Origin of the sequence: Cupriavidus lacunae, from assembly GCF_003353055.1 — a bacterium.
Classification (GTDB): Bacteria; Pseudomonadota; Gammaproteobacteria; order Burkholderiales; family Burkholderiaceae; genus Cupriavidus; species Cupriavidus lacunae.
The window spans coordinates 169602-195589 of record NZ_QKWJ01000004.1 but is presented as its reverse complement, the minus strand read 5'-3'; the positions used below and the strand labels follow the sequence as shown (position 1 = coordinate 195589).

The following is a 25988-nucleotide window of genomic DNA, read 5'->3' as shown; positions in this document are numbered from 1 at the left end:
CATCAGCGGTTCACGGACCGGGCCGGTACCAGGAAGACCAGCATCGCGCCGAAGACGACGGTGGCCGAGATAAACACCAGCCCGGCGGTGGACTTGCCGGTCAGGTCGTTGAGCCAGCCCACGATGGCGGGCGAAAAGAAGCCGGCCAGGTTGGCCACGCAGTTGACTGCGGCAATCCCCGCTGCGGCTGACATGCCGCCCAGCAGCGCAGTGGGCAGCGCCCAGAACTGCGAGGACGAGGCCAGGATGCCGGCCGCGGCGATGCACAGGCACACCAGCGATGCGCTGACACTCCCCAGCATGGGCAAGGCGGCAAACCCGGCGGCGGCGACCACCATTGGCACGATCAGGTGGAATCGGCGCTCGCGGTGGCGGTCCGCGCTCATGCCGACCAGCGGCAACGCCACGATGGCACAGAGATACGGCAGCGCGGTGTAGATACCCACCCACAGCGGATCGGCCACGCCGGCCTTGCGGATGATCGTGGGCAGCCAGAAAGTCAGGCCGTACTGGCCCAGCACCACGCAGAAGTAGATCCCGGCCATCAGCCACAGCCGGCGGTCGCCCATGAAGGCGCGGATCGACATGTGTTGCGTCTTCTGCGCGTTGTCGCCTTCGATATTGCGCTTGAGCAACGCCTTCTCGGCGTCGGTGAGCCAGTGCGCCTGGTCGATGCCGTTGTCCAGATAAAACAGGATGGCCACGCCCAGGAACAGCGACGGCAGTGCCTCGATCAGGAACAGCCACTTCCAGCCGGCCAGGTCGCCCACGCCGTGGAAGGCATGCAGGATGTAGCCCGACAGCGGTCCGCCCACGATGCCCGCCAGCGGGATCGCCATGAAGAAGAGCGACAAAGCCTTGGCGCGGCGCTCGGACGGGAACCAGTAAGTCATGTACAAGATCACACCGGGCGCGAAACCGGCCTCGGCCGCGCCCAGCAGGAAGCGCAGGATGTAGAACTGGGTTGGCGTACTGACAAAGGCGAAGCAGGCGGAGATCACGGCCCAGGTCAGCATGATCCGCGCCAGCCAGCGTTTGGCGCCGACCTTGTGCAGGATCACGTTGCTCGGCACTTCAAAGATGAAGTAGCCGAGGAAGAAGATGCCGGCGCCCAGGCCGTAGATGGTCTCGCTGAACTGCAGATCGCTCAGCATCTGCAGCTTGGCGAAGCCGACATTGACCCGGTCCAGGTAGGCGCCCAGGTAGCACAGCATCAGGAACGGGATCAGCCGCTTCACCACCCTGGCGTAGGTGCGGGTCTCGATGGTGGCGGAATCGGCGTGCAGCGTCGCTTCGCCGCCGATGGGCGAAGCCGCGTACTTGGTCTTCATTGGTTGTCTCCTGCCTGGTTGCGCCGCATGGTGGCGCACCGGCTGTCAGATGTGCCGCCTCTGCGGGCGGCTTCACTTGAATTTAGTGGATCAGCATGCCGCCGTTGACGTCGAGCGTGATGCCGGTCAGGTAGGCGGACATGTCGCTGGACAGGAACACGCAGGCATTGGCCACGTCGGCGGCATTGCCCAGGCGGCCCAGCGGGATGCCCTTGATGATGTCGGCGCGCATCTCGGGGGTGAGCTTGTCGCCGGTGATGTCGGTCTGGATCAGGCCCGGCGTGATCGCGTTGACGCGGATGCCGTCCGGCCCGAACTCGCGCGCCATGGCGCGCGCCAGCCCCAGCACGCCGGCCTTGGCTGCACTGTAGTGCGGACCGCCGAAGATTCCGCCGCCGCGCTGCGCGGAGACCGAGGACATGCAGACGATGCTGCCGCGCTGTTGCTTGCGCATCTGCGGCAGCACAGCCTGCGACATGTACAGGGTGCCGCGCAGGTTCACGTCGAGCACGGCGTCGTAGTTGGCGGCCTGGATATCGAGCGTGCGCACCGGCTGGGTAATGCCGGCATTGTTGACGAGCACGTCAATGCGCCCATAGCGCTGCAGCACGGCCTGGGCCGCGCGCTCGCAGGCGGCCTTGTCCGTCACATCGCAGGCCAGCCCGAGATGCTGGTCGCCCAGCTCGCCGGCGGCGGCCTGGGCGTCTTCGAGGCGCAGGTCCAGAATGACCACGGCGGCGCCCTGGGCCGCAAATGCCTTGGCGGTGGCTTTGCCGATACCGCGTGGGGAGGCTGCCCCCGTGATGATGACTACGTTGTTCTCGACCAGCATCGTTGTCTCCTTTGACATTGGATTTGATGGGTCGAGTGTTGTCGCTGGCGGCCTTCCGATCAACGCGGTCTGGCTCAGCTATTGCTGAGAAATATTCAGGAATGGCTGGGCCGGGGTGTCAACCGGGCCCCGCCGGCCGCACTTGCAGGTCAGCCGGGCTCAGCCAGGAATTGGCAACTGACGCTCCATCCAGGCCAGGAAACACGCCACGCGCGGCAGCTCAGCGTTCTGCTGCGGATAGACAAGGTGGTGACTGCCGACCTCGATGGCATGGGCGTCGTCGAACACTGGCACCAGCTCACCCTTGCGGAGCATGACTGACGCCAGCAGCGTGCTTTCCAGCGCCACCCCCAGTCCCAGCGCTGCTGTCTCAAGCGACATGTACGAGCGGTCGAACGTGAAGTCGAACCGCTTGTGGGCGCCCGGCACGCCGAACCTGGCAAACCATTGCTGCCACTGGACCAGCGGGGTCTCCGAATAGATGAGACGCTGCCCGAGCAAGTCAGCCGGTGACGCGATCGGATGTTTCTCGAGGAAGGCCGGCGAGGCCAGCGGAGCGATGGTCTCCCGGCGCAGGGTCTTGACCTGGATATCGCGCCAGTGTGCATAGCCGTGGCGGATATCCACGTCGTAGTACCCGCTCGTAAAGGAAACGTCCTCGTAGGAACAGGACAGGTTGAGCTGGATGTCGCCATTGTCTGCCTGGAACGATTCCAGCCGCGGCAACAGCCACATCAGGCCGAAGCTGGGACTCGAATGGACCCGCAGGATCTCGATGTTGGCCGGGCTGGACGCGCGCTCGGTCGCGCGATTCAGGTCAGCGAGCACACCAGTGATGTCACGCAGGTACTGCTCACCCACCGGCGTGAGCGCCAGTCCGCGTCCCTGCCTGAAGAAGAGCGCCTGGCCGAGCGCCTCCTCGAGATTGCTGATCTGGTGGCTGACCGCGGATGCCGTCAGGCCCAGCTCCTCCGATGCCCGGGTGACACTCTTGGTTCTGGCAACGCTTTCGAAGGCGATGATGGCCTTCACCGGTGGAATGCGCATGGCTTGTGGGACCGGCGAGTCCGATCACGGTCAGGAACATCCGGCGATTCTACTTCGACTCGGGGGAAACCCCGGCCTGCCTAGGCGGCACAAGCCACGTGCGCAGCAGGCTCGGCCAGGAATAGCTCGTCAACAAGACCGGCGCGGCGCGCGCGGGTCGCGGCCTGGTTGACGTAGCCCTTGTCGGCAATCTCGTTGGCATCGATCGATGGCGGCTCGGCCATCAGCAGCACGCGCTTGACACTGAGGCTGGCGCCGCCGGTTGCGCGCAGGCGCTCGCGAATGGCATCGACGACACGGGGATGGCGCACCAGCGCCTGCGCATCCAGCTCGGCCAGTTCGGGGTGCAGCGCGCGGCAGGCGGCGACGTTCGGCCAGGCCAGCGCGGCCACATAGTGCTGGTCGTGGCCGCAGATCACGGCATCGGTGAGCAGCGGCGCGCATTGTTCGACCAGCCCCAGCCGGACCGCGCCGACCCGCACCCACGTACCGTTGACCAGCTTGAAGTCCTCCACCACGCGCCCGGCAAAGCGAACGCCCCTGGCCGGATTCGCAGGATCGGCGAGCCGCACGGCATCCCCCAGGCAGAAGTAGCCCTCATCGTCAAAGGCGGCGGCGGTCAGGTCGGGGCACTTGATGTAGCCGCTGAACAGGAACGGCCCGCGCATGCGGATTTCGTAGCGGCCATCGCCTCCTTCCAGGGGTACCAGCTTGACTTCGGCGCCGGGCATCGGCACGCCGACATTGCCGGTATCCTCGGTAGGCCAGCTGCAATAGATGCCCATGCCGCTGGTTTCGGTGCAGGCCAGGCCCGAGCAGAACGTGATGCGCTCGCCGACGGTGGCTTCGGCGGCGCGGTGGATGCGGTCCCACACGTCGCGCGGCAGGCTGGCGCCCCCATAGGCAAAGTTCACGACATTGGCAAACAGGCTGCGTGCCAGTTCGGGATCGCGTTCGACCTCGGCGGCGAGCATGGCCCAGGCGGCGGGCACGCTGGAGAAAATCGTCGGCGACACCTCGCGCAGGTTCCGCACCGTGCGCGCGAACTGGCCCGGGAGCGGCCGGCCGTCGTCGATGTAGTGCGTAGCACCAAGCGTGACCGCGCGGCTCAGGTTGAGGATCCCGCCAAGCCCGTGGTGCCAGGGCAGCCAGTCAAGGAACACCGGCTGGCGCTGCAGCAAGCCCTGGTAGGTATCGTGGAAATATGCCGCCACGGCATGGAGGCTGCCATGGGAGATGGCCACGCCCTTGGGGACGCCGGTTGAACCGGAAGTGAACAGCACCCGCCCAAGGTCGGCGTCGCGCACGGCGAGGTTCGCCCCCTTGGCCACATCGCGGCGGCCGGCGGTCAGTTCAGCTTGTGCCAGCGCAGCCCAGTCCAGTTGGCCATCGCCGGCGTTGGCTGCGGCGATGACCGGCACCCCCGGCACGGACAATGCGGCCAGCGCAGGTGCGAACGCCTTGCCGTCCTGCACGAACAACGCCGCCGGGGGCGTCAGTTCGGCCACGCCCCTTAGGCGAACGAAATCCTTGCTGACCAGCGAATATGCCGGCGACACCGGCGCCGTCGGCACGCCCACATATTCGGCGGCAAGCAGCAGCACCGCCTGCTCGATCGAATTGCCCGACAGGATCATCAGCGGCCGGTCAGGCCCCAGCCCGAGTTCCAGCAGGCCGGCCCCCACCGTTTGCACCTGGCGCCACAGTTCCGCCCAGGTGATCGAGCGCCAGTCCCCGTTGCCATCGCGCTCGCAGAAGGCGGCGACGGCCGGGCGGCGCTCTGCCCAGTACGCCACGAAATCCGGCAGGCCGCGCTGTGCCAGTTCAGGTTGCGGTGCTGCGCTGCGCAGCACCAAAGTTCCGTCCGGGCGATGCTCGACCAGGGTCTCGCGCTCGGCGAAAACGGTGGCACGGTATTCCGCCACGGGCTGGCGCGCGGACACGGTAGTGGTCATGGTTTTGTGTCTCCTAACCCCGGCTGTCGCGCCGGTTGTCTGTGCTGCCCGTCCCTGGCCGGGAAGGCATGTGTGGCTAGGTTAGATCGCGTCTCGGCCGGCTGAAACCACCCACGTCAGGTGGCCGGTGACGCATGCGGCGAAAAGCCGCTCACAGCGGCCCGGGCAGCGTCTTCAGACCGACCCAGAGCACCCCGATGACAACATTGACCGGCACGCAGAGCGCGCCGGGCACGTAGAAGAGCGCGGACAGCGCAGGCGCGGACAGCACCAGCTCCACCACGCTGCCCAATCCATAGAAGAGGACACCACACCAGAGCCAGCGCCGCATATACGTCAACAGCCAGTGCGCGCGCGCCTTGTTGAAATGCCAGGCAAGCGCCCGTTCTGCGCGGTTGCCCCGGCTGGCGTCCCGGAACAGCCAGCTGAAGAAGAAGTAGCGGTACAGCAGGGCGCGAAAAGTCAGCTCTTGCATGATCACTCCTTTGGCCGCTGCCAGCCGGTGGAGTGCAAAGGTCACTCAAGCTTACGACGCATGCAGTTTTGACAGCGGCACGTACACCATCAGCGTATCAAAGAAGTGGCGGGAGCCGGAGCCTCGGATGGCCCCGCATGCCGCCTGCACTATGGCAGTGCACCGAGCCGCAAGCCCATCATTCGAGGCTGATTTCAAGCTGCTGTACTACACGCTTCTCGCACTCGTACTGCTCCGCGACGAACTTCGCGTAGCCAGCACTGCTGAGGTGGACTTGCGCCGGGTCGATGGCTCCCAGCGAGCGAAGACAGGCCGGACCCTGCGATGCCCTGAAGAACGCATCGTGCAGCGTAATCCAGCAATATTTTCCGAGGAAAACGGTTTCGCCTTGACCTGGGCAGTAAGCTACGACTATAAATTTACCATCCATATGGATGGTGTATGGATGTTCAGCGGATGGCAATGACATTGCAAGTGCAACATAGATTGCATTTTACAGACCAGAGCCCACGCGACCCGACTCAAGATTTATGAACAAACCAAAAACCGGCGATACAGAAAAAATCACCATCAACCTTGGCCCGGTGGACTTGGGGCAGATCGACCTGCTGGTCGAAGAAGGCTTTTACTCGAATCGCACCGACCTGATCCGGACCGCCATCCGCAACCAGTTGGCCACACACGCGCAAGTCATACAGGAAACGGTGACCCGCCGGGCCCTGGTTCTCGGACTCCAGCACTTCACCCGGAGGGACCTGGAGGCGGCGCGCGCGGCCAACGAGAAGCTCGACATCCAAGTCCTTGGCCTGGCGAGCATTGCCTCGGATGTCAGTCCGGAACTGGCGCTGGCGACCATTGCGTCCATCGTTGTGCTGGGTGCCTTTCACGCCCCGGCGCCAGTCAAGGCCGCACTCGCCGGGCGCATACGGTAGTACCGCGGCAATGTCGCCGCGCCCTGGTTCGCCAGGTTTGCCTGGAAACAAGCATGAAAATGAATGACGCCTTCCTCGCTTCGATGCGAGAAGCTATGCATTTGCTGCAGACGGCGGGCCCGATGGAAGCCACTGAAGCTATCCAGCGCGCACTGCGCCAGCAATCGCCCACGAGCGCGGCGGTTGCTCCGGCCGCGCCCATGCCCGCACAGGTGGTCGAACGCCTGCTCACCCATGCCCAGGCGCCAGCCCGCACGGTTGATGTCGTCAGCGACGTCCCGGAGACAATTCCCGCGACTTCGCGCAGCACCCGCGCTCTGCGCCCGGATAGCACGGGCGCGTCCCCCCACAAAGCGGGACATTTCAGCCAGCGGACGTTCGTGAACCAGGCGGGATCCCGCTCGTACAAGCTCTACCTGCCCGCAGGCCAACGTGCCGAGCCGATGCCGCTGGTCGTCATGCTGCATGGATGCACCCAGGATGCTGACGATTTTGCGGCCGGTACGCAAATGAACGCTCTCGCCGACAAGCTTGGTTTCGTGGTGCTGTACCCGATCCAGGCCGCCGAGAATAATCCGTCGAAATGCTGGAACTGGTTCCGGCCGGGCGACCAGCAGGCCGGCAAGGGAGAACCGTCGATCATTGCCGGCATGGCGCGCGAGGTGATTGCCAGTCATGGTATCGACGCCAGGCGCGTCTACGTGGCCGGCCTGTCGGCCGGCGGCGCGATGGCGGCGGTGCTGATCCAGGGCTATCCGGAACTGTTCGCGGCGGCCGGCGTGCATTCCGGCCTGCCCGCGGGGTCCGCACACGATCTGCCATCGGCGCTGGGCGCGATGCAGGGCGGCAAAGGGATCGGCCGGTCAAAGCCAGATGCGATGCCATCGACAACGCCTCGCCGGCCCATGATCGTGTTCCACGGCGATGCGGATCACACGGTGCATCCGTTGAACGGCAGCCGGCTTGTCGCGCCGTTCGAGAAAGGCCAGGCGCGCCGGGAGAAGGAACGCAAGAAAGTCGCCGCGGGCCATGACTACACGCGGCTCAGCATCACCACGCCCGCCGGCGTCGATGCCGAATACTGGACCATCCACGGCGCCGGGCATGCCTGGGCGGGTGGCAACCGCCAGGGCACCTATACCGATCCGAAGGGGCCGGATGCCAGCGCAGAGATGCTGAGGTTCTTTCTCGCGCATCCGCTGCCAGGCTGAGCCCGCGCCCCCCCTGACAGCGCCAGCCGGGGCAACTATCTGACCGCGGTTGCAGCCGGTCACAGTGGCAAGATGTCGCCGTCCCCCACGTAAACCCCAATGCCCTAGCGAGCATATTGACAGTTTGTTGACAGCCTTCCCGCCTAGAATCTGCCCCCTTGCCAGCCGGATCGGCGACGAATGCCGGATTCCGACGCCGGCGCCCCCGCAAGGACGAGCAACGCGGCCTCGCTAAGCCCGGCGCAGTGGCCGGCCAGCGAAACGCTCACTTCACGACAGGAAAGCAAATGGAAAACGGTGCACGCGAACAGATCCCGGCCACGCTGATCCCCGGCGACGGGATCGGTCCCGAAGTGGTGGATGCCACCGTCAGGGTGCTGGATGCGCTTGGCGCCCCGTTTGCCTGGGATCTGCGCCGGGCGGGAATGGCCGGCGTCGAGTACAGCGGCGATCCCTTGCCGGAAGACACGCTGGACAGCATCCGCCGCACCGGCCTGGCTTTGAAGGGACCGCTGACCACGCCGGTGGGCGGTGGCTTCCGCTCGGTCAATGTGCGCCTGCGCGAGGCGTTCAACCTCTACGCCAATGTGCGCCCTGCCCGCACGCTGGTGCCGGGCCGCTTCGAGGATATCGACCTGGTGCTGGTGCGCGAGAACGTCGGCGGCTTCTACGTGGCGCACGACTACTACATTCCGGTCGGCGACGACCCGCATGCGGTGGCGGTGTCCACCGGCACCAACACGCGCGACGCCTGCCGGCGCATCGCCCGCTTTGCTTTCGAGTACGCCGTCAGGAACGGCCGCAAGAAGATTACGGTGGTGCACAAGGCCAATATCCTGAAGGCGCTTACCGGCATCTTCCTGGAAGCGGCACGTGAAGTCGCCACGGACTACGCCGGCCGCGTGGAGATGGACGACATCATTGTCGATGCCTGCGCCATGCAGCTTGTGCTGAACCCGTGGCGGTTCGACATGCTGCTCTGTACCAACCTCTTCGGCGACATCCTGTCGGACCAGATCGCCGGCCTGGTTGGCGGACTCGGCATGGCGCCGGGCGCCAATATCGGCGACCAGGCCGCGATCTTCGAGGCGGTGCACGGCTCGGCGCCCGACATCGCCGGCAAGGGCATTGCCAACCCGATCTCGCTGATGCTGGCCGCCGGCCTGATGCTCGACCATGTGGGCCGCCAGGACCTGGCCACGCGGCTGCGCTCGGCTATCGAGCTGACGCTCAGCCAGGACCAGGTCAAGACCGGAGACCTCCACGGCACGGCCTCCACGCTGCAGTTTGCGGACGCGGTAGTGAAGCGCATCGCTTCCGCCAGCTGACCCACGCCCGCGCGGCCCGCATGGGCCAGCGCGCAAGACTGCCCCCTCCGCGGTCATTCCCTATCCGGCACGCCCTGGCGTGCCGGCGGGATCGGTCGCGGCCTTAACCTCGTGCGCCATACGGACGCACACACACCCGCCCCCAAGCGCCCCACGCGACAGGGCGGCAAGGAGATACAGAAGAAGATGTTGACCCTGCTCGCCTATTCGATGGTGATCGTGTTCATGGCACTGATCATGACCAAGCGACTCTCCGCCATGGTGGCGCTGATTCTCGTCCCGATTGCGTTCGGCGCGATCGGCGGTTTCGGCCCGGAACTCGGCCCGATGATGCTCGACGGCGTCAAGAAGCTGGCGCCGACCGGCGTGATGCTGATGTTCGCCATCCTGTATTTCGGCGTCATGATCGATGCCGGCCTGTTCGACCCGGTGGTGCGCGCGATCCTGAAGGTGGTAGGCGGCGATCCGGTCAAGATCATCATGGGCACCTTTGTGCTGGCCGCGTTGGTCTCGCTCGACGGCGACGGCTCGACCACCTACATGATCACCTGCGCCGCGATGCTTCCGCTCTACAAGCGGCTGGGCATCAGCCGGCTTGTGCTGGCCTGCGTGATCATGATGGCGGGCGGGCTGATGAACATCCTGCCCTGGGGCGGCCCGACCGCGCGTGCTGCCAGCGCACTGGGTGTGGACGTGGGCTCGCTGTTCGTGCCGATGATCCTGCCGATGATCGTCACCGGCATGTGGGGCCTGTTCGTGGCCTTCCTGCTTGGCCGCCGCGAACGCAACCGGCTTGGCACCATCGCCATGATGGCGGCCGGGTCCAGTCATGACGGCCATGCCGCGCCGGAGGTTGCCGCCGGCGATCCGCAGATCGCCAGGCCGAAGCTGCTGTGGTTCAACTTCCTGCTGACCATCGGGCTGATGGTGCTGCTGATTCTCGGCACCTTCCCGCTGCCAGCGCTGTTTATCGTCGCATCCGCCATCGCGCTGATGGTCAACTACCCGAGCCTGCACGAACAGAAAGAGCGGATCAGCGCGCATGCCGCCAACGTCGTGCCGGTCGTCTCGCTGATCTTCGCCGCCGGCATCTTCGTCGGCATCCTGTCTGGCACCAAGATGGTCGACGCGATCGCAAACAGCGTCATCAGCGCCGTGCCGGACTGGATGGGCCCCTACATGGCCATGGTGACCGGGGTGCTGAGCATCCCCTTCACATTCTTTGTCTCAAACGACGCGTTCTACTTCGGCATCCTGCCGATCCTGGCCAAGGCCGCCGCTGTCTATGGCATCGGGGCAGCGGAGATCGGACGCGCGTCGCTGATCGGGCAGCAGGTTCACCTGCTCAGCCCGCTGGTCGCGTCGACTTATTTGCTGGTTGGCCTGGCCGAGGTCGAATTTGGCGATCACCAGCGCTATACGCTGCTCTGGGCGCTGTCGGCAGCCGGGGTCATGATGCTGGCTACCGTTGCCTTCGGTGTGGTTCCTGTCATTGGCAGGGTTGCCTGACAGCGCGGACCCTCGTCGCCGCGCCGGCCGACACCCCCGCCAAAGGCTTCAGGTCGGCTTGCGCAGGAATCCCTGGTTGCCACCGTTACGATTGGGCGCGAAGCCATTCTTCTGCAGCGTCTCTTCCGCCGTGTCGTAGAAGACCCCGATCTGCATGATCTCTCGTGCCTGTTGCGCTGTCGCGATGGGGCGGCCAAATTCGCCGGCGATACGCACCAGTTGCTTGATCTGCTCGACGGAGGACATCTTTCCCGTGCGGGTCTGGTTCCAGAGTACATCCTCGATGCCGCACCGCACGTGCAGGCCCAGAGCGATGCCGATCATATTCACGGGCAGCACATTCAGCACCGAACTCTCCACCGTGATCACCGCGCCGTCGGGCGCGGCACGCAGGAAGTTGGCCAGGTTGTAGATGTTCGCCTGATCCATGCCGCCGCTGATCGCCACCCAGTTCATCACCAGTGGCCCCTTATAGACGCCGCGGCGAATCATCCGCTCGATCGTTTCAAAGCTGTTGATGTTGTAGCACTGGAACTCACTCTGGATTCCGGCGGCCGTCAGGCGCCGGATGTGCTCCTCGACCCAGCTGGGATTCGAGGGCACGATCATGTCCTTGTAGGTATCGTAGAGGTGCGGGAACCCTCGCGACACGCCCTTGAAGTCATCCACGCCAGCATGCTCCGTCACATTCATCTGCGTGGTGTTGACGGTCACCGTTACCTGGTCAGGCTTCGGATCGAGCTCGGCCAGCATATGCCGCGTGTCATCGCTAAGCCATTTGGCGGCCTGGCCTTCTTCCGGCGCGAAGCTGATGGAGCCCCCCACCTGGATGACCATTTCCGGCACGCGGGCGCGCACCCCGGCGATCAGCTCATTGAACATGGACAGGCGCTTGCTGCCCCTGCCATCGGGTTCGCGCACATGCAGATGCAGCACGGTGGCGCCGGCTTCATAGCAATCCACCGCCTTCTGGATCTGGTCCTCCATCGTGACAGGGATATCTTCCGGGAAGTCTGAGGGAATCCAGCCCGGCGCATAGGGCGCGGCGGTGATGATCAGCGGCTGCTGGTTCTCCGGATACAGGTGGCCGTCAAGGAAGTTCATGGTGATGGATCTCCAATTTGAATGGGAATGTCGAGATGTCGAACTAGATGAAAAAGCTTTAGAGCCCCGTTTGCAGCACCATCTTCGGCACGGCGGTGCACAACGATTGCATCATCTGGCCTCGCACTACTTCCCGCTTTACATTGGATGTCTCGAACTTAACTCTTCACGACAACAACGCGGACACCTCCCCAATACCTACGCATCAACCGCACGCATCCGGCATCCCCGCGCTGCTCCGGTGCACGGCAATCCCCTCTATCGGATCCAGCGGCTGGCGCCATGGGGCACGCTCCAGTGCGCATCGCGTGTCCTGGTACCCTGCCGTCCATCGGCGCTCGATCCCGCAAGTGGAGAAGTCGATATCACGGTGCATGTCGTTGCCGTCGAGCTGCGGTGCATCGAGCTCGACCACGTGCATGGTCGTCCCACACCCCCAGCCGAGTAGCTCCTGCACGTCAGCTTGTCCGCGTTCGCTCTCCGGAATGTGCTTCCCCAGTTCGCGGATGACATGCCGCAGGCGGTGGATCTGCCGCTGCCGCTCCAGATGGGATTCCGCCCGGCTGGAATACTGGATGTCCCGCAGCCGGCTCATTACCTGCCAGATGGAATCGGGCTCGGGGCCGCTGGCGGGCCAAAGCTGCACGGCGAAGATCAGCGAGCTGCGGCGCGGGCGGTCATCGAGAACCGCTTCGAGCGGGGTGTTCGAATAGATGCCGCCGTCCCAGTACGGCTCGCCGTCGACCTGCACGGAGGGGAAGCCAGGCGGGAACGCTGCCGAAGCCATCACATGATCGACGTCCAGCGGCGCGTCGCGGTTGGTGAAGTAGCGCATGCGGCCGCTGCGGACACTGACCGTGCCGACCGTCAGCCTTGTCTGCCTGGCGTTCAGGTAGTCGAAATCGACCAGTCTGGCCAGGGTCGCGCGCAACGGAGAAGTGGAGTAGAAGGCTGCCCTGGCCAGGCCGACAGTGGCGCGTACGCCCAGCCACCAGGCCTCGGGGCTTGGGGTGAAGAACGACGGAATCCCCTGGGTTGTGACCGACAGCACCCTCAGCCAGTCCTCGAACTGGCGAAAGCTGCCGCTTCCCGGAGCGGCGTCGCGACAGGCAACGCCGTCCCAGAACTGCTTGAGCCGGGGGAGCCGCTGCTCTGGCGGATTGCCGGCGATGATGGCCCCGTTGATCGCCCCGATCGAGGTGCCGATCACCCACTCCGGCTCGAGGCCCGCCTCATGCAGTGCCTGATAGACCCCTACCTGGTAGGCGCCAAGCGCGCCACCACCTTGCAGTACCAGCACGACCTGGCCCGGTAGCCCGGCGAACGGCGCCACCTCGGCTTGCGCGGGGCCGGCGCCTGGCGCTTTTGTCTTCTCGTCCATTGCTCCCCCTTTTCTTGTCGTGGCACAGGGACGCCAACTTGTCGCGAGTATCGCCCTGCGTGTCAGGGCCGGCAATCCAGGGCCGGCAATCGCCACGTCGAGCGGACCACGGCGCGTTTCGTTCAGAGTGACGTTTCGAACACCGAAGCCCCTGCCCCATGCGCAAACCGGCGGCGCGGCGGCGACCGGCGTTGCCTATGCTAGACAGACGCGGCGACCCGGCCAGGCAGCCGCGTGTCCCATCCCATTGCAAGGAGATAACCATGAACAAGCGCTTGAGCGAGGACGGCATGGATCTGATCTTTCGCGAGGCACGCACGCACAACGCATGGCTGAACCAGCCCGTGAGCGACGAGACCCTGCGGCAGCTCTATGACCTGATGAAATGGGGGCCGACCAGCGCCAACTGCTCTCCCGCGCGCATCTTGTTCCTGCGGACCCCTGAGGCCAAACAACGCCTGTTGCCCGCGCTGGCGCCGGGCAATGTGGAAAAGACCATGGCCGCGCCGGTCACCGCCATCATCGCCTTCGACATCAAGTTCTACGAACTTCTGCCCAAGCTGTTCCCGCATGCGGACGCACGCTCATGGTTCACCGACACGCCGGAGCTCGCGCTCACCACCGCGAGGCGGAACAGTTCCCTGCAGGGCGCGTATTTCATGATTGCCGCCCGTTCGCTGGGGCTCGACTGCGGGCCGATGTCCGGCTTCGACAATGCCAAGGTCGATCACGAATTCTTTCCGGCGGACCCGAAGGAGAATGCCTTCCAGCTCGAGTATTTCCCGGACAGCCATGTGAAATCGAACTTCCTGTGCAATCTGGGCTACGGCGACCCTGCCAAGCTGTTCCCGCGCAGCCCCCGCCTGGAGTTTGACGAGGCCTGCCAACTGCTCTGAAGAAGGGAGAACGTGATCCGGCGCAACTTGTCGAGTTTGCGCCCATCGCCCTTCCATCGCGTCGGGCCTACCTGCGCAACGAAAACCTGTCCGCCGACCACAGCCGGCTGATGGTCGCCATCGCGCTATGACACGTCCGCCTCTTTAACGCGCGCGTTTGAAGCCGGCTGGGAAACTAATGGCGCCGATGGGGCGGTGACACGCTGCTGACGGCCAGACATTCGACGCAGGATGTTTCTCAGCGGGACGATAACCCTCTCCTGGAAAACAACGGATACGAGAAGGGTCACGAGCAGATAGGCCGGATAGTAATAAAGCCGTGGCGGAGCCGCGTTCACTGCCTGAACACATTCGTGCACCCTATGAACGCAGGACAGAAGCGGGTATGGTATCTCCAGCGCCTTTTGAATTTTTATAAACAGGATGAAAAGCGGCCATTGGATGGCGAATATTGACAACGACGCGTTACCAAGGCGCCTGGCCCAGTTCACCGTTCGTTGCGACGCTTCTCGCAGCATGCTGGCACAGACTAGAATCAATGCAATTTGCGTTGGCATCATGATCCCATTATGAAGCAGGACCCGTAAAAATAGTGAGCCATTCGCGAACAGATAAGCCGCGCCGATGAAAATAGCTGCAAGCATTAGTATTTCGACGCACCGATGGCGAGCCACAAAGCAGGTGATGCGTGCATCATCTTCGGTGAAAATGCCGTACGCGACAATCCCCGCCAGGAATTCGGGAAGCCGCACCAGCGGATTCGTGTGAAGTGTCCCGATTGCCCATGGCTCGCCAGATGCAAACAGCGCCACGGCTAGTGCCGGCAGCAGGCAAGCGGCCCACATGGCAAGAAGGACAGCGTACTTTCGGCGCATACGGAGCAACCGCGGTGCGAGCAGCGGGAAGGATAAGTAAAAGAAGAACAGCGTTGACAACGACCATGCCGGGATGTTGAAGGTGGCGTAGAACGGATTCCACGCCTGAAGCAACGTGACTTGCATTATCAAATTGACGGCAAGTTCTACCGGGCTCATCGTGTAGCGTGGTGGCGGCGTCGAATCCACCCAACTCAGATCAACGTCGTAAATATGGGAGCCCAAAGCCATCAATCCGACTGTCAGAAGCAGCGTAATAATGTGTATGGGATAGATATTGAAAAATCGGTTAAAGATGAATACAGACGCTGGAACTCTCAGTTCCTTGTCTGTACTCGCCCCAACATAGACATGCGCCAGAATGAACCCGGATAGAATAAAAAAGGTGCTGGTCACATATCCGCCGAACTTGAAGATGCCAGCCAGCGGAATCGTTTCGACACCCGGATATCCCAAAAGCGTGTGAAAAAGAACAAGATAGCAGGCAAGCGAAAAACGCAGACAGTCCAGGCCCGGCAAATTTTCTTTCATTCAGCTTCCCCAGTTCCTTGCGGCCGCGCGTGTGTGGCTGGCTGCACAACCTTTGGTGTCACCGACCCTGTCATGTTGCACTGCAGAACGCAGATTGACACCCGCCAGTGTTAAAGGCACCGGATCCGCGGTATGTGCGGTCTCCCACTGTTGTTGGCAGTTTTGCTACTGACGCGACGTGGCAAGCTGGCCGGTCGGCTGCCGGCCAACATGGCTGAGCTCCCGTTGAGTTCCGGCGGCGTCGAAGGGCCTCAGTGGGTGTCGGGAAGTGCCGTTGCCCATCGCTTCCGGCGGCGCGTCCAGCGCTGCGGCCCAAAGATGTCTACCATCGCTTACTCCAGTGTGATGTTGGCCGCCTTGCCGACGCGGCTCCACTTCGCGATATCGGCTTTCTGCATTTCGGCCAGCCGTTCCGGCGCACCGCCCACGATCTTGATCCCGAGCTTGCCGAGCTGCGCCTTGACTTCCGGGTCCTGCAACGCGCGGTTGATCTCCGCGTTCAGCCGCTGGACGATGGCCGGCGGCGTGCCGGCGGGCGCGAAGATGCCTTGCCATTGCTCCGCTTCAAAGTTCGCCACGCCCGCTTCGGCCATCGTCGGCACCTTCGGCAGGCTTGGTACGCGCGCTGCTGTGGCCACCGCCAGTGCTCGCAGCTTGCCGGCCTGGACATGCGGCAGAATCGGCGCCGTGGGCGCAAACATGAAATCGACATGACCGGCCATGACATCCTGGATTGCCGGGACATCGCCCTTGTAGGGCACATGGGTCATGCGCACGCTTTCCTGTTGCTGCAACAACTCCGCCGACATCTGCAGGATCGTGCCATTGCCACCCGACGCGTAGCTCACGACGCCAGGCTTGCTTTTGGCGGCGCCGACCAATTCCTTGACGTTCTTGTATGGACTGTTCGGGCCGACGATGAGCACGCTGGGAATGGTGCCCAGCAGGGCCACCGGCGTGAACGATTTGACAGCGTCATACGGCAGTTTCGGATTCAGCGCGGGGTTGATCGCGTGCGAGGCGGTCGAGGCGCCGAGCAGCGTGTAGCCATCGGGAGCGGAACGCGCCACGAAGGCAGAACCGATCGCGCCCGTGGCACCGGGTCGGTTCTCAACGATAACGGTGGTGTGCAATGCCTGGCCGAGCTTTTGCGCGATCAGACGGGCAAGGATGTCTGTCGTGCCACCGGCGGGATACGGCACAACATAGTTGATTACCTTGTTGGGCCAGTCCGCTTGGGCTTGCGCAACACCTGCGTAAAGCGAAGCGGAAGCAAGGCACATCGCGATGCCCAGCTTGCCCATGCGTGTGCACAGGAATGGTCTGTGGAACATCTTCGTCTCCAATACTTTTCTTTTGGTTTGGCCAGTCGCAGGCAGTGCGTACCGGCATTGATCTTCACGCTTGTTCGGGATGTTCGAAGCCGTAGAGCGTTTGCGGATTGCTGACGAGCACGCGGTGGGCCAGATCCGCCGACTCACACCAGTCCAGGAACGTTTGCAGCAACGCCACATCGTCGACACACCCATCAGTCCTGGCCCGCTGAGTCGGATGCGGCCAATCGGAGCCCCACACCAGGCGCTCCGGTGCAAGCGCCAGATAGCGGGCAGCCAGCGGTTGCACGTCAGCAAAATGTGGCGGCCCCTCTCGCGATTCGATATACGGACCCGATAGCTTGACCCACGCCTTGCCAGCGGATAGCAGCTCCGCGATGACACGAAAGGACGCCTCAGCTTGCGGGTTGCCGGGCGACAGATGTCCATAGTGGTCGAACACAATCGGCACCGGAAGCGCCGCCAGCGTTCCCGCAATATCCGGCAACCATGCAGGCGGCAGGTTGAGCTGGACATGCCAACCTAGTGGGGCAATACGTGCCGCAAGCGTTGGCAGATTTTCGAGCTGCACCGGTGCGGGCAATGTCAGATTGAAGCGAATTCCCCTGATTCCGGCCTGATGCAGATGCCGGAGTTCGGCCTCGGTGACGCTGTCGTCCACGACTGCCACGCCACGCGCGTTCTTGCCGAACTGTGCCAGGGCATCGACCGTGCAGGCGTTGTCGTTCCCATAGGTCGAAGGCGTCACGACAACGACTCGCGATGTACCCAAAGCACGCTGGATCTTGCGATAGTCGTTGACCGAGGCATCGGCTGGCCTCAACGTAGCGCCTGCGGCCACCGGATACCGGCTGCCATACACGTGTGTATGGCAATCGCATGCGTCCGGCATGGCCAGAACGCCCGAAATTCGGCTCACGTCAGCCGTCCTTCGTGCACGGGTGCACCGCCCACCGACATGTCGGCGCACAGGATCGCCCCGGTGGTCGACTCGGTCATGAATAGCGTGGTGCCTTCGGTGCCGCCAAAGCACAGATTGGTCAGCGATGTGCCACCCGGGCTACGAATCACCTCCACAGGTTCGGCGCGATGGTTGAGCACCCAGACATAACCAAGTCCAGGATTCGCCACCAGCAGATGGCCATCCGATCTCATTGCCAGACCATCGGGGCCGCTCGGGCCGTAAGAGGAAAAGAACTGCCCGACCTTGCTGACCGAACCGTCGGCCTGCAACGGCACGCGCCATACGCTGTTCCCGCGGGTCATCGCGACGAACAGCACCCTCTCGTCAGGCGACAGGACAACACCGTTCGGGCTCGGTGCGTTGTCCAGCAAGACGTCCAGCTTGCCGTCGGGCGTCAGTCGATAGACGCGGCCCGTCGGATCGTGCAAGCCGGTCTGGCCCTGGTCGGTGAAGTAGAGATTGCCCTGCGAATCGAAGGCCAGATCGTTGACGCCACGGAAGCGCTCCGAATTCCTACGCTCAAGAAACGGGGTTACGGTTCCCGAGTTTGCATCCAGACGCACCAGGCCGTTGCGATAGTCGGTGATCAGGAAATCACCGCTGGCCAGGCGCTTCATGCCATTCGGTTCACCGTCATACTCGGCAACAAGCTCCCAGTCGCCCTGCATCGAAACACGGAAAATGCGACCGTAGGGGATGTCCGTCACCCAGAGATGGCCATCGGCCCAGACCGGCCCCTCCAGGAATGAGTCGATCGTCGCCCCGCCGCGATTGGCATGCGCCCACGCGTTGTCGGGGTCGTGCCGACGGAACGACTCCGGAAGCCGGGTGAGCACCTGTGCATCGCGTACGGCCGGTTGCTGAAATAGGAACATCGCCGCTCCTGGTTATTGCTTCTCAATATGCGCCTTCTGCGCGACCGTTGCCCATTGCGCGGTTTCGCGCTGAATCAGCTGCGCGAACGCGGGGCTGCCCAGGTTGCCTGGTTGCGCCCCCATCTGCGCAAGAAACGTCTTCATGTCGGGCGCCTGGAGCGCCTTCTGGATCTCCGTTTGCAGGCGCATGGTGACATCGTTCGGCGTGCCCTTTGGCGCGGCAAGGCCTGACCAGTTGAACAGGCTGAAGTTAGGTACACCAGCTTCAGCGAACGTAGGGACGCTCGGGAACACATCCACCCTGGTCTTTCCACTGATGCCCAGCAGACGCATCTGATTACCCTTGACCGGCGCCAGCGCGGTCGGGGTCGACACGACCAGCAGATCCACGCTACCGGACAGCAGCCCGACCATGGCCTCACCAGCCCCCTTGTACGGCACATGCATCAGCTTGATACCTGCGGCCTGTTGGAACGCCTCGGCAGCAAAATGCGGCGAACTACCGGGGCCGCCGGTACCAAACGTCACCTCTCCCGGATGCGCCTTGGCATAGCTGACGAGGGAAGCCAGGTCCTTGAAGCGCGAATCGGCCTTGACGCCAAGCACCACCGGCGAAAATGCGAACGGCGCGATAGGGATCAGAGCTGTCTGATGGTCCCAGTTCAGCTTCTTGAAGACATAGGGGAGCGTGGTGTAGGAGTTGTCGTTCGCCAGAAGCGTGTAGCCATCGGCGGGTGCGTTCACGACTTGGGACGTGCCGATCGTGCCGGACGCGCCCGGCTTGTTCTCCACGACGAAGCTCTGCCCCGTCTGCACGGCGAGCTTCTGCGCGACCTTGCGCGTCACGACGTCGACGGCACCGCCGGAAGGATTCGGCACGATGATGCGGACCGGTTTGTCCGGGTACGCCGCCACAGCGGACAGGCTGACAAGCAGCGTCGTTCCTGCCACCAGGCAGCCAATTGTTCGATAAAACATCGTTGTCTCCTTGTGCTGCGGGGGAGACCTGACTGTCCGTCGGGCCCTCCCGCGACACTTCTGTTCTAGTTACAGATGCAGCCGTGCGTCGGTCAGGCCGGCGTAGCCACGCTTTGCAACTCCGCCAGGACGTTCTTCGCCGCCCCAACGCCCATGTTCACGTACGCCGCGTTGCTGACGCCGCCGATGTGCGGCGACAGAATGAGGTTGGGAATGTCGCGGAACGGATGCGGGACGGGCATTGGTTCCAAGGCAAAGCTGTCCAGGCCAGCGGCATACAGTTTGCCGCTCTGCAGGGCTTCGGCCAGTGCAGGCTCGTCGATGAGTCCGCCTCGCGCCGTATTGACGAGGATCGCGCCGTCCTTGAACGTCGCCAGTGTTTCGCGGTTCAACATGCCACGGTTCTCTTCCGTCAACGGGCAGTGCAGCGACACCACGTCCGATTCCCTGAACAACCGAGGCAGGTCGACAAGCGTTACGCCTTCCGGGACCGTCGTCGCATAAGGATCGAAAGCGGTGACATGCATGCCCATCGCCACACCAATCACAGCGGCGCGGCGGCCGATCTCTCCGAGCCCCACAATACCGAGCGTGCGACCGTTCAGCTCGACGGCCTTGTAAGTTGCTTTGTCCCAATGACCTTGGCGCATGCGATCGTTGAGATGTGGAACCGCTTTGGCACACGCAAGGATCAGCGCCCAGGCATGTTCAGCCACAGCGGCGGCATTGGCCCCGGCCGCGGCGGCCACCTTGATGCCGCGCGCCTGCGCAGCGGCCTTATCGATGGTGTCAGTTCCAGTGCCGTGTTTCGAAATCACTTTCAAGGCCGGTGCTGCGTCCATGACTTCAGCGGTTATGCTGCCGTAGCGCACGATAATGCCGACCGGGTTGTGCTCCTTTGCCAGTGCCACAATATCGGCGGTCTGGGGCGTTTTCCCGGCGAATACAATCTCATAGTCACCCAGCAGCGCGAGGGCTTCCGGCGCGAGGTCGGCACCCGTGACGATAATGACTTGCTTGTTCGTCACAGTGCTTCTCCCTGCTTCAGAACGCCCGCCGTCACCAGCGATGCCAGCAGCCAGGGCGCGGTGGTATTGCCTTCCCTGATCTGGGCAATGCGCTGGGCTTCCGCCTCTTCCTTCTTTGCCGCGGCATCGAGCAAGGCTTCGATCTTCTCGCGCTCCACCACGACCAGGCCATCGGCATCGCCGCAGATGTAGTCGCCAGGGTTCACCGTGACGCCGCCAACAGAAATGGGGTGTCCAATGCGCCCGCCAACTTCCTTGGTGGGGCCGTTAGGATTCGTGCCCACCGAAAAGACCGGGAACTGCATTTCGTCCAGTTCGAGGCTGTCGCGGACCGCGCCGTCGATGACGACACCAGCAAGGCCACGCTGGCGAGCGGCATGCATCATGATCGTTCCCATCAGCGCAGAGGTCTGGTCCCCTTTGCCGTCGACGACCAGAACGTCGCCCGGCTGCGCCAGCGCCAGTGCTGCATGGATCATCAGATTGTCACCGGGGCGAACCTCGACAGTGAAGGCGGGCCCGGCGACTTTCATGGTCGGGCGCAAGGCCCTGATCCGGCCATGCAACGCACCGCGGCGTCCGCCGACATCGGAGAGGATCGCCGGTTGGAACTTGGCAGCCCGCGCCACGATCTCGGCGGGCACGCGCTCAAACGACTTGATGATGTTGGGCAATGTCATGATGGACTCCAGCAATATGAAATAGACAGGTAGATAAGGGCGTCAATCCAGCTTCGTGCCGGAGGCCTTGATGACCGATGCCCAGCGTCCGACGTCCTGCTTGATCAGCGCACTGAACGCCTCAGGCGTGCCAGCCAGCACCGATGCACCTTGCTCGTTCAGCTTGGTGGCGAGCGCCGGAGACTTGAGCGCCTTGTTGAACTCGGTATTCAGGCGCACCACGATGTCCTTCGGTGTCGCGGCAGGCGCGACGAAGCCGAACCAGGTTGCGGTATCGAAGCCGGAATAGCCCAACTCGGCCACGGTCGGCACCTGAGGCAGGTCCTGCAAACGCTTGGGGGACGTCACCGCGAGCGGCCGCATCCGCTTGTTCTTGATATGCCCGAGCAACGTAGGCACCGAGGCCATGTAGAGATCGACTTGTCCGCCCATCAGGTCGTTGACCGCCTGCGCTGCGCCCTTGTAAGGGACATGGGTGAACTTCACCTTAGCGGTCGTTTGAAGCAGCTCGCCGCCAAGGTGCGCCACCGTTCCGTTGCCCGGCGAGGCGAAGTTGATGGCGCCGGGCTTTGCCTTGCCCGCCTGGATCACGTCCTTCAGCGTCTTGTAAGGCGAATTGACATGGGTCACCAGCACGAGCGGCGCGGATGCCACCAGGCTGATGGGTGTCAGATCCTTGAGTGGGTCATATGGCAACTGTTCATACAGCGAGGGATTGATTGCGAGATTGCTGGTCTGCCCCATGACGATGGTGTAGCCATCGGCCGGCGCCTTGGCTGCCGCGTCCACCCCGAGGTTGCCACCGGACCCTGGCTTGTTCTCCACCACAAAGACCCAGCCGGTCGACTTGGCAACCGTATTGGTCACTTCTCGCGCGATGATGTCCGTGCCCCCGCCGGCGGGAAAAGGCACGATGACTCGGATGGGCTTGGTGGGGTACTGCAACGCGGCTTGGGTAGTGGCGGACGCCAGAACCAGACCTGCGGCAAGCACGAATATGCAGCGACGGGAAATTGCCTTCATTACTGTCTCCGAATCTCGGTTTCGTTGTGATTCGGATTGTGGTCGACCGTTTCACGGCATACAATGCCGTTTCATACCGTGCACCTCGTTTCGTTCCATGAATGCGAATAGTGATCCAAATGGCGCCTCAAAAGGCGACGATGGCGCGGGGGGCGTCATAGCGGTCACCCGCGCCCTGCGCGTCCTTGAGGCATTCGGGGTGAATGACCCTCAGCTCTCACTTGCCGAACTGAGCCGGCGGACCGGCATCCACAAGACCACCGTGCTGCGGCTGGCGCGCACGCTGGCGGCGGACAACTATCTGGTGCAGAAGGAAGACGGCAGTTGGCGGCTCGGCCGCGCAGCAGGGTGGCTGGGCGCGTGCTACCAGGCAACCTTCAACGTTCAGGAAGTGGTGGAGCCAGTCCTGCGGGAGCTGACGATCAAGACTGGCGAAAGCGCTTCGTTCTACGTCCGGGAGGGACAACAGCGAACCTGCCTCGTCCGGGTCGAAGGACCGCAGGCCATCCGGCATCACGTCAGGATCGGAGCGGCACTGCCGCTGGACAGCGGTTCGCCAGGCCGCGTCATCCTGGCGTTCTCAGGTGAGCCGGGCGAGCTTTATGAAATGATCCGCCGCCGTGGATTTCATCTGTCGCTCGGCGAGCGCGAGGCCGAAGTCTCGAGCGTGTCGGCACCGGTGTTCGGATTGCACTGGCGGCTGCTGGGCTCCATGTGCATTTCGGGACCGACCTCCCGGCTAAGCGAAGGGCGTTTGCTGGAGCTGGCACAGACAGTCGTCGACGCGGCGAACAAACTCTCGTATGCCATGGCAGGAAGCCAACGGCCAGTCATGCAAATTGAAAGGCCATCGACCTGGCACCCTTGACATTGCAGATGTGGGGCATGGAGAGCCGATAGAAATCGTATTCCCCGAAAGTACTCCCCAAAAGCTGGACGCGGACGCGAAGCGAGCGCGTGCCCCCCCTCAGGCGCGTCCGCTGCGATTTGCCCTGCCAGGCCAGGCTCTGGCAAGTCGGGCCAAATCAACGTGAAAACCGTGCCACCGCCAGCCACCTTCCTGCATTCGGCGTGCCCGCCATGCGCACGCGCGATGCCCGCTTCACGAGGAATACCGCCGGGCCATCCAATCTATTCCGTCATCGAAAACACCACTACTGGCGATCAATACGTCGCGCGCCATCGCGCTGCCGGACTCTACAGTACGCACGCTTGCTCAAAGCGCATCCCAGACGCAGTCGCAAACACCGCGTCTCCGTCCTGGTGGCGTCCGGCGTGCCACGAGCGTTGCCTTGGCATTTCTGGCGGTCTGGTGGCTTCGGGAATAACCGAGCGCCACCGATAGTCTTACAAGGGAAGAATCGGCCCCGCGAGGAATGCCAGAGCCCATGCGGTTCGTTATCGGCGTTGCCGCGAATTGCCGGTGCAGCACGTCATTCCGTAGCAAACCAGAATGGCGCCCAAGAGGTTCTTTCCGTGTTGAACATCAAGGTGAAGGAAATTGCAACCCATTCTGCGTCGCTTGCAGCTCGGATCTGGCGTGGTGCTGCTGACCTACCTCTTTCTCCACCTGGTCAATCATGCGCTGGGGATTTGGTCGCTGGATCTTGCCGGGCGCGGTCTCACGCTGGCTCTGCGGCTGTGGCATAGCGTGCCCGGAACGATCCTGCTATACGGTTCGGCCTCCCTGCATTTTGCACTAGCCCTGCGCACGGTGTACGGGCGCCAGCACTGGGCGCTGCCGGCCACTGAATGGATCCGCCTTTGGGCGGGACTCAGCCTTCCTTTGCTGCTGATCCGCCATGCGGTAGCGACCCGACTCGCCGCTTCGCTCTATGGCTTTGAGCCGAACTATGAGCGGATCGTGATATCGCTCATCACGAGCGGCACGCAAGGCATGCAAGTCGCGTTGCTCGCTCCGGGCTGGGTACACGGTTGCCTGGGCCTGTGGATCCGCTTGCGCCAATATGCGATAGTGCGCCGCGCGATGCCTGCAATGCTCGCGCTGCTCGTCTTCCTGCCACTACTGTCGGCGGCCGGCCTTGTCCGGATGACCCGAGCGGTCATGGCGAGGAGTGCCATCCTCCCGACCCCCGATCCAAAACTGGTTGCGGATCAGCCCGCTCTCGACGCGTGGCATCACAATCTTGTAGCCCTCTACCTGCTGCTGATCACCAGTGCGTTCCTAGCCGGGCAGTTGCGCAATTGGCTTCACCGTCGAAAATCGCGCAAAAGGTCGCTCAATGCGTGATCTCTCATCCGTCAACGTGCTTCTTGAGAGATCGACTGACACCAAACCCGAAGGCAAATTGCGAATCCTCTGATCGTCAGGCGCGACGGCGACGGGAACACTAGACCCATCACCGAAACAACGGTGATCGGGCGCACCAACCCGGTTTTTCCGCTACGGATGGCCGTTTCATGCGGCCAAGTTCGCGCGCGCACGTCGACTCAGTCAATGGCGGGCCGGGCGGGGCAGCCTCATGGCTGGCCGGGTTACTCCGTTGGCGAACCGGTGTTGGTGCCCCCGCTGTCAGGCCCGCCACCCTTCACTGCTTGCATCAGGCGGGTCTTCCAACCTTTCAAAGGAGTTCGCAATGCAAGACCGCGCCACATCGAAACAAGAGACCGTGTTGACCGCCATTCCCGTAGCCTGCATTGACTCGCTTGAGCGCATCAGCGCCGGCATGGGCTGCCTCCTGTTGCTGCTGGAAATACAAAGCGAACGTTCGGAGGCATGCCATAGCGCCTATTGCCTGCTGGCGATGCTGAAAGCGGAGCTGGATCAGGCAACGGAGAAGCTCTGTCCGGAGGACTGGCTGGAGAGCCTGCCGCTGCCGGCGCACGACGAGGCGTGAGCGGGTTAGTGCGCCGCAGCAGCGAAGAACCGCAGCTTCGGCTGCGGTTCGTCATTCTGGGCGTCTCAGCACAAAGCGCTACGCAGCCACCGATGCCTTGCGCTCCCCGCCCGCACCGGCCGTCCCTTGCCCATTCGACCCCGCCGCCCCCTGCAACAGCCAGCAGCAGAACTGCACCGATCTTGCCATCAGCTTGCGCCGCCCCGCGGCATCGGCCTCGATATAGTCGACGCATTGATGGAAGAGATAGGAAACGATGCACGCGCAGACCTCGTCGACCACCGTGCGTGGCAGCTTGGGACACAGCCCCAGCCGTTCGATGTCCTCCGCCATCTCGGCAGCGATGTCGTCCAGCACCGCGCGGATGGCAACGCGCAGCGCGGGCTGTGGGCCGGTGATGCCGCACGCGCCGACGAGAAATGCATCCGGATGATGCTGGGCATACCGGAACAGGGCCTCGCAGGCCCGGCTGGCCACCTCCCCCGGGTTGTCGCGGGCGGCGGCCCAGCGGATGGCACGCAACATCGGCCGCAGCTCGGCGCCTACCTCGGCCATGGCGGTGATGGCCAGGTCTTCCATGTCGCTGAAATGGCGGTAGAACGTGTTGGGATTGAGGCCGGCCTCGCGCGCGATCTCGCGCAGGCTGAGCGCGGCGAAGCTGCGCTTGGCCGCGGCCAGCCGCAGCGCGGCGTCGATCAGGCGGCGTTTGCCGTCGGCAATGGCTTCCATGACTGCGGTTTTAGTAGTGGGACTCGGTTTTTGGCCGACACGCTGCGTTGACACCGTGTCTACAGTTGTCTACGCTTGCGCCGGTAGACAGATGTCTACGTTAAATGAAATG

The 25988-nt window shown here is 63.4% G+C and carries 25 protein-coding genes; 9 read left to right on the top strand and 16 right to left on the bottom strand.

Features of this window, described 5'->3' with window-relative positions; translation table 11 throughout:
* Positions 1–2: 2 nt before the first annotated feature.
* From DN412_RS05825 to DN412_RS05805, 5 genes are all read right to left on the bottom strand, one after another.
* The gene (locus DN412_RS05825) at positions 3–1331 is read right to left on the bottom strand and encodes an MFS transporter (RefSeq protein ID WP_115013636.1); all 1329 of its coding nucleotides are present in this window, start codon (positions 1329–1331) and stop codon (positions 3–5) included.
* A gap of 82 nt (positions 1332–1413) precedes the next feature.
* The gene (locus tag DN412_RS05820; protein ID WP_115013635.1) at positions 1414–2163 is read right to left on the bottom strand and encodes an SDR family NAD(P)-dependent oxidoreductase; all 750 of its coding nucleotides are present in this window, start codon (positions 2161–2163) and stop codon (positions 1414–1416) included.
* A gap of 159 nt (positions 2164–2322) precedes the next feature.
* Positions 2323–3210, bottom strand: coding sequence for a LysR substrate-binding domain-containing protein (locus DN412_RS05815; RefSeq protein WP_115013634.1), 888 nt, complete (start codon positions 3208–3210; stop codon positions 2323–2325).
* An 80-nt stretch (positions 3211–3290) separates the two neighbouring features.
* Positions 3291–5165 (bottom strand): feruloyl-CoA synthase, encoded by a 1875-nt coding sequence (locus DN412_RS05810; RefSeq protein ID WP_115013633.1) that lies wholly within the window; start codon positions 5163–5165, stop codon positions 3291–3293.
* Between the two features lie 151 nt (positions 5166–5316).
* Positions 5317–5640, bottom strand: a complete 324-nt coding sequence (locus DN412_RS05805) for a hypothetical protein (protein WP_115013632.1) — start codon at positions 5638–5640, stop codon at positions 5317–5319.
* A 127-nt stretch (positions 5641–5767) separates the two neighbouring features.
* On the opposite strand from DN412_RS05805, the gene DN412_RS43365 reads away from it, so the two are divergent.
* The 5 genes from DN412_RS43365 to DN412_RS05780 all read left to right on the top strand — a co-directional run bounded on the left by DN412_RS43365 (position 5768) and on the right by DN412_RS05780 (position 10620).
* Positions 5768–6106 carry a hypothetical protein gene (locus DN412_RS43365; protein ID WP_161563984.1) on the top strand — a complete coding sequence of 113 codons (339 nt, stop codon included), beginning with the start codon at positions 5768–5770 and terminating at the stop codon, positions 6104–6106.
* Positions 6107–6170: 64 nt separating this feature from the next.
* Positions 6171–6572 (top strand): CopG family transcriptional regulator, encoded by a 402-nt coding sequence (locus DN412_RS05795; RefSeq protein WP_115013631.1) that lies wholly within the window; start codon positions 6171–6173, stop codon positions 6570–6572.
* A gap of 53 nt (positions 6573–6625) precedes the next feature.
* The gene (locus tag DN412_RS05790; protein ID WP_115013630.1) at positions 6626–7783 is read left to right on the top strand and encodes an extracellular catalytic domain type 1 short-chain-length polyhydroxyalkanoate depolymerase; all 1158 of its coding nucleotides are present in this window, start codon (positions 6626–6628) and stop codon (positions 7781–7783) included.
* 287 nt (positions 7784–8070) lie between these two features.
* Positions 8071–9111 carry an isocitrate/isopropylmalate dehydrogenase family protein gene (locus DN412_RS05785; protein ID WP_115013629.1) on the top strand — a complete coding sequence of 347 codons (1041 nt, stop codon included), beginning with the start codon at positions 8071–8073 and terminating at the stop codon, positions 9109–9111.
* A gap of 186 nt (positions 9112–9297) precedes the next feature.
* Entirely contained in the window at positions 9298–10620 is a 1323-nt protein-coding gene (locus DN412_RS05780; RefSeq protein ID WP_115013628.1) for a CitMHS family transporter, read from the top strand.
* A gap of 48 nt (positions 10621–10668) precedes the next feature.
* Here the strand turns inward: DN412_RS05780 and DN412_RS05775 are convergent, their stop codons facing one another.
* A complete protein-coding gene (locus DN412_RS05775) occupies positions 10669–11724 on the bottom strand; it encodes a beta-keto acid cleavage family enzyme (protein ID WP_115013627.1) in 1056 nt (351 codons plus the stop codon).
* 205 nt (positions 11725–11929) lie between these two features.
* On the bottom strand, positions 11930–13105 hold the full coding sequence (locus DN412_RS05770) for a patatin-like phospholipase family protein (RefSeq protein WP_115013626.1): 1176 nt from the start codon (positions 13103–13105) through the stop codon (positions 11930–11932).
* A gap of 263 nt (positions 13106–13368) precedes the next feature.
* Here DN412_RS05770 and DN412_RS05765 point away from each other — a divergent pair, with 263 nt between their 5' ends.
* The gene (locus DN412_RS05765) at positions 13369–14001 is read left to right on the top strand and encodes a malonic semialdehyde reductase (protein ID WP_115013625.1); all 633 of its coding nucleotides are present in this window, start codon (positions 13369–13371) and stop codon (positions 13999–14001) included.
* Between the two features lie 125 nt (positions 14002–14126).
* On the opposite strand, the gene DN412_RS05760 is transcribed toward DN412_RS05765, so the two are convergent.
* From DN412_RS05760 to DN412_RS05725, 8 genes are all read right to left on the bottom strand, one after another.
* On the bottom strand, positions 14127–15407 hold the full coding sequence (locus tag DN412_RS05760; protein WP_115013624.1) for an acyltransferase family protein: 1281 nt from the start codon (positions 15405–15407) through the stop codon (positions 14127–14129).
* A 332-nt stretch (positions 15408–15739) separates the two neighbouring features.
* On the bottom strand, positions 15740–16711 hold the full coding sequence (locus DN412_RS05755) for a Bug family tripartite tricarboxylate transporter substrate binding protein (RefSeq protein WP_115013721.1): 972 nt from the start codon (positions 16709–16711) through the stop codon (positions 15740–15742).
* Between the two features lie 94 nt (positions 16712–16805).
* The gene (locus DN412_RS05750) at positions 16806–17660 is read right to left on the bottom strand and encodes an amidohydrolase family protein (protein WP_244222565.1); all 855 of its coding nucleotides are present in this window, start codon (positions 17658–17660) and stop codon (positions 16806–16808) included.
* Complete coding sequence (locus DN412_RS05745; RefSeq protein WP_115013622.1) at positions 17657–18580, bottom strand: SMP-30/gluconolactonase/LRE family protein; 924 nt, start codon at positions 18578–18580, stop codon at positions 17657–17659. Before DN412_RS05745 ends, DN412_RS05750 begins: the two co-directional genes overlap by 4 nt.
* 12 nt (positions 18581–18592) lie before the next feature.
* Complete coding sequence (locus DN412_RS05740) at positions 18593–19558, bottom strand: Bug family tripartite tricarboxylate transporter substrate binding protein (RefSeq protein WP_115013621.1); 966 nt, start codon at positions 19556–19558, stop codon at positions 18593–18595.
* Between the two features lie 92 nt (positions 19559–19650).
* Positions 19651–20586 (bottom strand): NAD(P)-dependent oxidoreductase, encoded by a 936-nt coding sequence (locus tag DN412_RS05735; RefSeq protein WP_115013620.1) that lies wholly within the window; start codon positions 20584–20586, stop codon positions 19651–19653.
* Complete coding sequence (locus DN412_RS05730; RefSeq protein WP_115013619.1) at positions 20583–21266, bottom strand: RraA family protein; 684 nt, start codon at positions 21264–21266, stop codon at positions 20583–20585. The genes DN412_RS05735 and DN412_RS05730 overlap by 4 nt, the downstream gene beginning before the upstream one ends.
* Positions 21267–21308: 42 nt before the next feature.
* The gene (locus tag DN412_RS05725; protein ID WP_115013618.1) at positions 21309–22289 is read right to left on the bottom strand and encodes a Bug family tripartite tricarboxylate transporter substrate binding protein; all 981 of its coding nucleotides are present in this window, start codon (positions 22287–22289) and stop codon (positions 21309–21311) included.
* A gap of 97 nt (positions 22290–22386) precedes the next feature.
* Here DN412_RS05725 and DN412_RS05720 point away from each other — a divergent pair, with 97 nt between their 5' ends.
* From DN412_RS05720 to DN412_RS05705, 3 genes are all read left to right on the top strand, one after another.
* On the top strand, positions 22387–23157 hold the full coding sequence (locus tag DN412_RS05720) for an IclR family transcriptional regulator (protein WP_115013617.1): 771 nt from the start codon (positions 22387–22389) through the stop codon (positions 23155–23157).
* Between the two features lie 633 nt (positions 23158–23790).
* On the top strand, positions 23791–24540 hold the full coding sequence (locus tag DN412_RS05710) for a hypothetical protein (RefSeq protein ID WP_167471071.1): 750 nt from the start codon (positions 23791–23793) through the stop codon (positions 24538–24540).
* A 346-nt stretch (positions 24541–24886) separates the two neighbouring features.
* Positions 24887–25147 carry a DUF1484 family protein gene (locus tag DN412_RS05705; RefSeq protein WP_115013616.1) on the top strand — a complete coding sequence of 87 codons (261 nt, stop codon included), beginning with the start codon at positions 24887–24889 and terminating at the stop codon, positions 25145–25147.
* Between the two features lie 78 nt (positions 25148–25225).
* Here the strand turns inward: DN412_RS05705 and DN412_RS05700 are convergent, their stop codons facing one another.
* Entirely contained in the window at positions 25226–25876 is a 651-nt protein-coding gene (locus DN412_RS05700; protein ID WP_115013615.1) for a TetR family transcriptional regulator, read from the bottom strand.
* Between the last annotated feature and the right edge of the window lie 112 nt (positions 25877–25988).

What these genes read in the sequence shown, in the direction of transcription:
- DN412_RS05825 (WP_115013636.1), bottom strand. Translation starts at nt 1,331, where the DNA reads ATGAAGACCAAGTACGCGGCTTCGCCCATCGGCGGCGAAGCGACGCTG.
- DN412_RS05820 (WP_115013635.1), bottom strand. Translation starts at nt 2,163, where the DNA reads ATGCTGGTCGAGAACAACGTAGTCATCATCACGGGGGCAGCCTCCCCA.
- DN412_RS05815 (WP_115013634.1), bottom strand. Translation starts at nt 3,210, where the DNA reads ATGCGCATTCCACCGGTGAAGGCCATCATCGCCTTCGAAAGCGTTGCC.
- DN412_RS05810 (WP_115013633.1), bottom strand. Translation starts at nt 5,165, where the DNA reads ATGACCACTACCGTGTCCGCGCGCCAGCCCGTGGCGGAATACCGTGCC.
- DN412_RS05805 (WP_115013632.1), bottom strand. Translation starts at nt 5,640, where the DNA reads ATGCAAGAGCTGACTTTTCGCGCCCTGCTGTACCGCTACTTCTTCTTC.
- DN412_RS43365 (WP_161563984.1), top strand. Translation starts at nt 5,768, where the DNA reads ATGGCCCCGCATGCCGCCTGCACTATGGCAGTGCACCGAGCCGCAAGC.
- DN412_RS05795 (WP_115013631.1), top strand. Translation starts at nt 6,171, where the DNA reads ATGAACAAACCAAAAACCGGCGATACAGAAAAAATCACCATCAACCTT.
- DN412_RS05790 (WP_115013630.1), top strand. Translation starts at nt 6,626, where the DNA reads ATGAAAATGAATGACGCCTTCCTCGCTTCGATGCGAGAAGCTATGCAT.
- DN412_RS05785 (WP_115013629.1), top strand. Translation starts at nt 8,071, where the DNA reads ATGGAAAACGGTGCACGCGAACAGATCCCGGCCACGCTGATCCCCGGC.
- DN412_RS05780 (WP_115013628.1), top strand. Translation starts at nt 9,298, where the DNA reads ATGTTGACCCTGCTCGCCTATTCGATGGTGATCGTGTTCATGGCACTG.
- DN412_RS05775 (WP_115013627.1), bottom strand. Translation starts at nt 11,724, where the DNA reads ATGAACTTCCTTGACGGCCACCTGTATCCGGAGAACCAGCAGCCGCTG.
- DN412_RS05770 (WP_115013626.1), bottom strand. Translation starts at nt 13,105, where the DNA reads ATGGACGAGAAGACAAAAGCGCCAGGCGCCGGCCCCGCGCAAGCCGAG.
- DN412_RS05765 (WP_115013625.1), top strand. Translation starts at nt 13,369, where the DNA reads ATGAACAAGCGCTTGAGCGAGGACGGCATGGATCTGATCTTTCGCGAG.
- DN412_RS05760 (WP_115013624.1), bottom strand. Translation starts at nt 15,407, where the DNA reads ATGAAAGAAAATTTGCCGGGCCTGGACTGTCTGCGTTTTTCGCTTGCC.
- DN412_RS05755 (WP_115013721.1), bottom strand. Translation starts at nt 16,711, where the DNA reads ATGGGCAAGCTGGGCATCGCGATGTGCCTTGCTTCCGCTTCGCTTTAC.
- DN412_RS05745 (WP_115013622.1), bottom strand. Translation starts at nt 18,580, where the DNA reads ATGTTCCTATTTCAGCAACCGGCCGTACGCGATGCACAGGTGCTCACC.
- DN412_RS05740 (WP_115013621.1), bottom strand. Translation starts at nt 19,558, where the DNA reads ATGTTTTATCGAACAATTGGCTGCCTGGTGGCAGGAACGACGCTGCTT.
- DN412_RS05730 (WP_115013619.1), bottom strand. Translation starts at nt 21,266, where the DNA reads ATGACATTGCCCAACATCATCAAGTCGTTTGAGCGCGTGCCCGCCGAG.
- DN412_RS05725 (WP_115013618.1), bottom strand. Translation starts at nt 22,289, where the DNA reads ATGAAGGCAATTTCCCGTCGCTGCATATTCGTGCTTGCCGCAGGTCTG.
- DN412_RS05720 (WP_115013617.1), top strand. Translation starts at nt 22,387, where the DNA reads ATGAATGCGAATAGTGATCCAAATGGCGCCTCAAAAGGCGACGATGGC.
- DN412_RS05705 (WP_115013616.1), top strand. Translation starts at nt 24,887, where the DNA reads ATGCAAGACCGCGCCACATCGAAACAAGAGACCGTGTTGACCGCCATT.
- DN412_RS05700 (WP_115013615.1), bottom strand. Translation starts at nt 25,876, where the DNA reads ATGGAAGCCATTGCCGACGGCAAACGCCGCCTGATCGACGCCGCGCTG.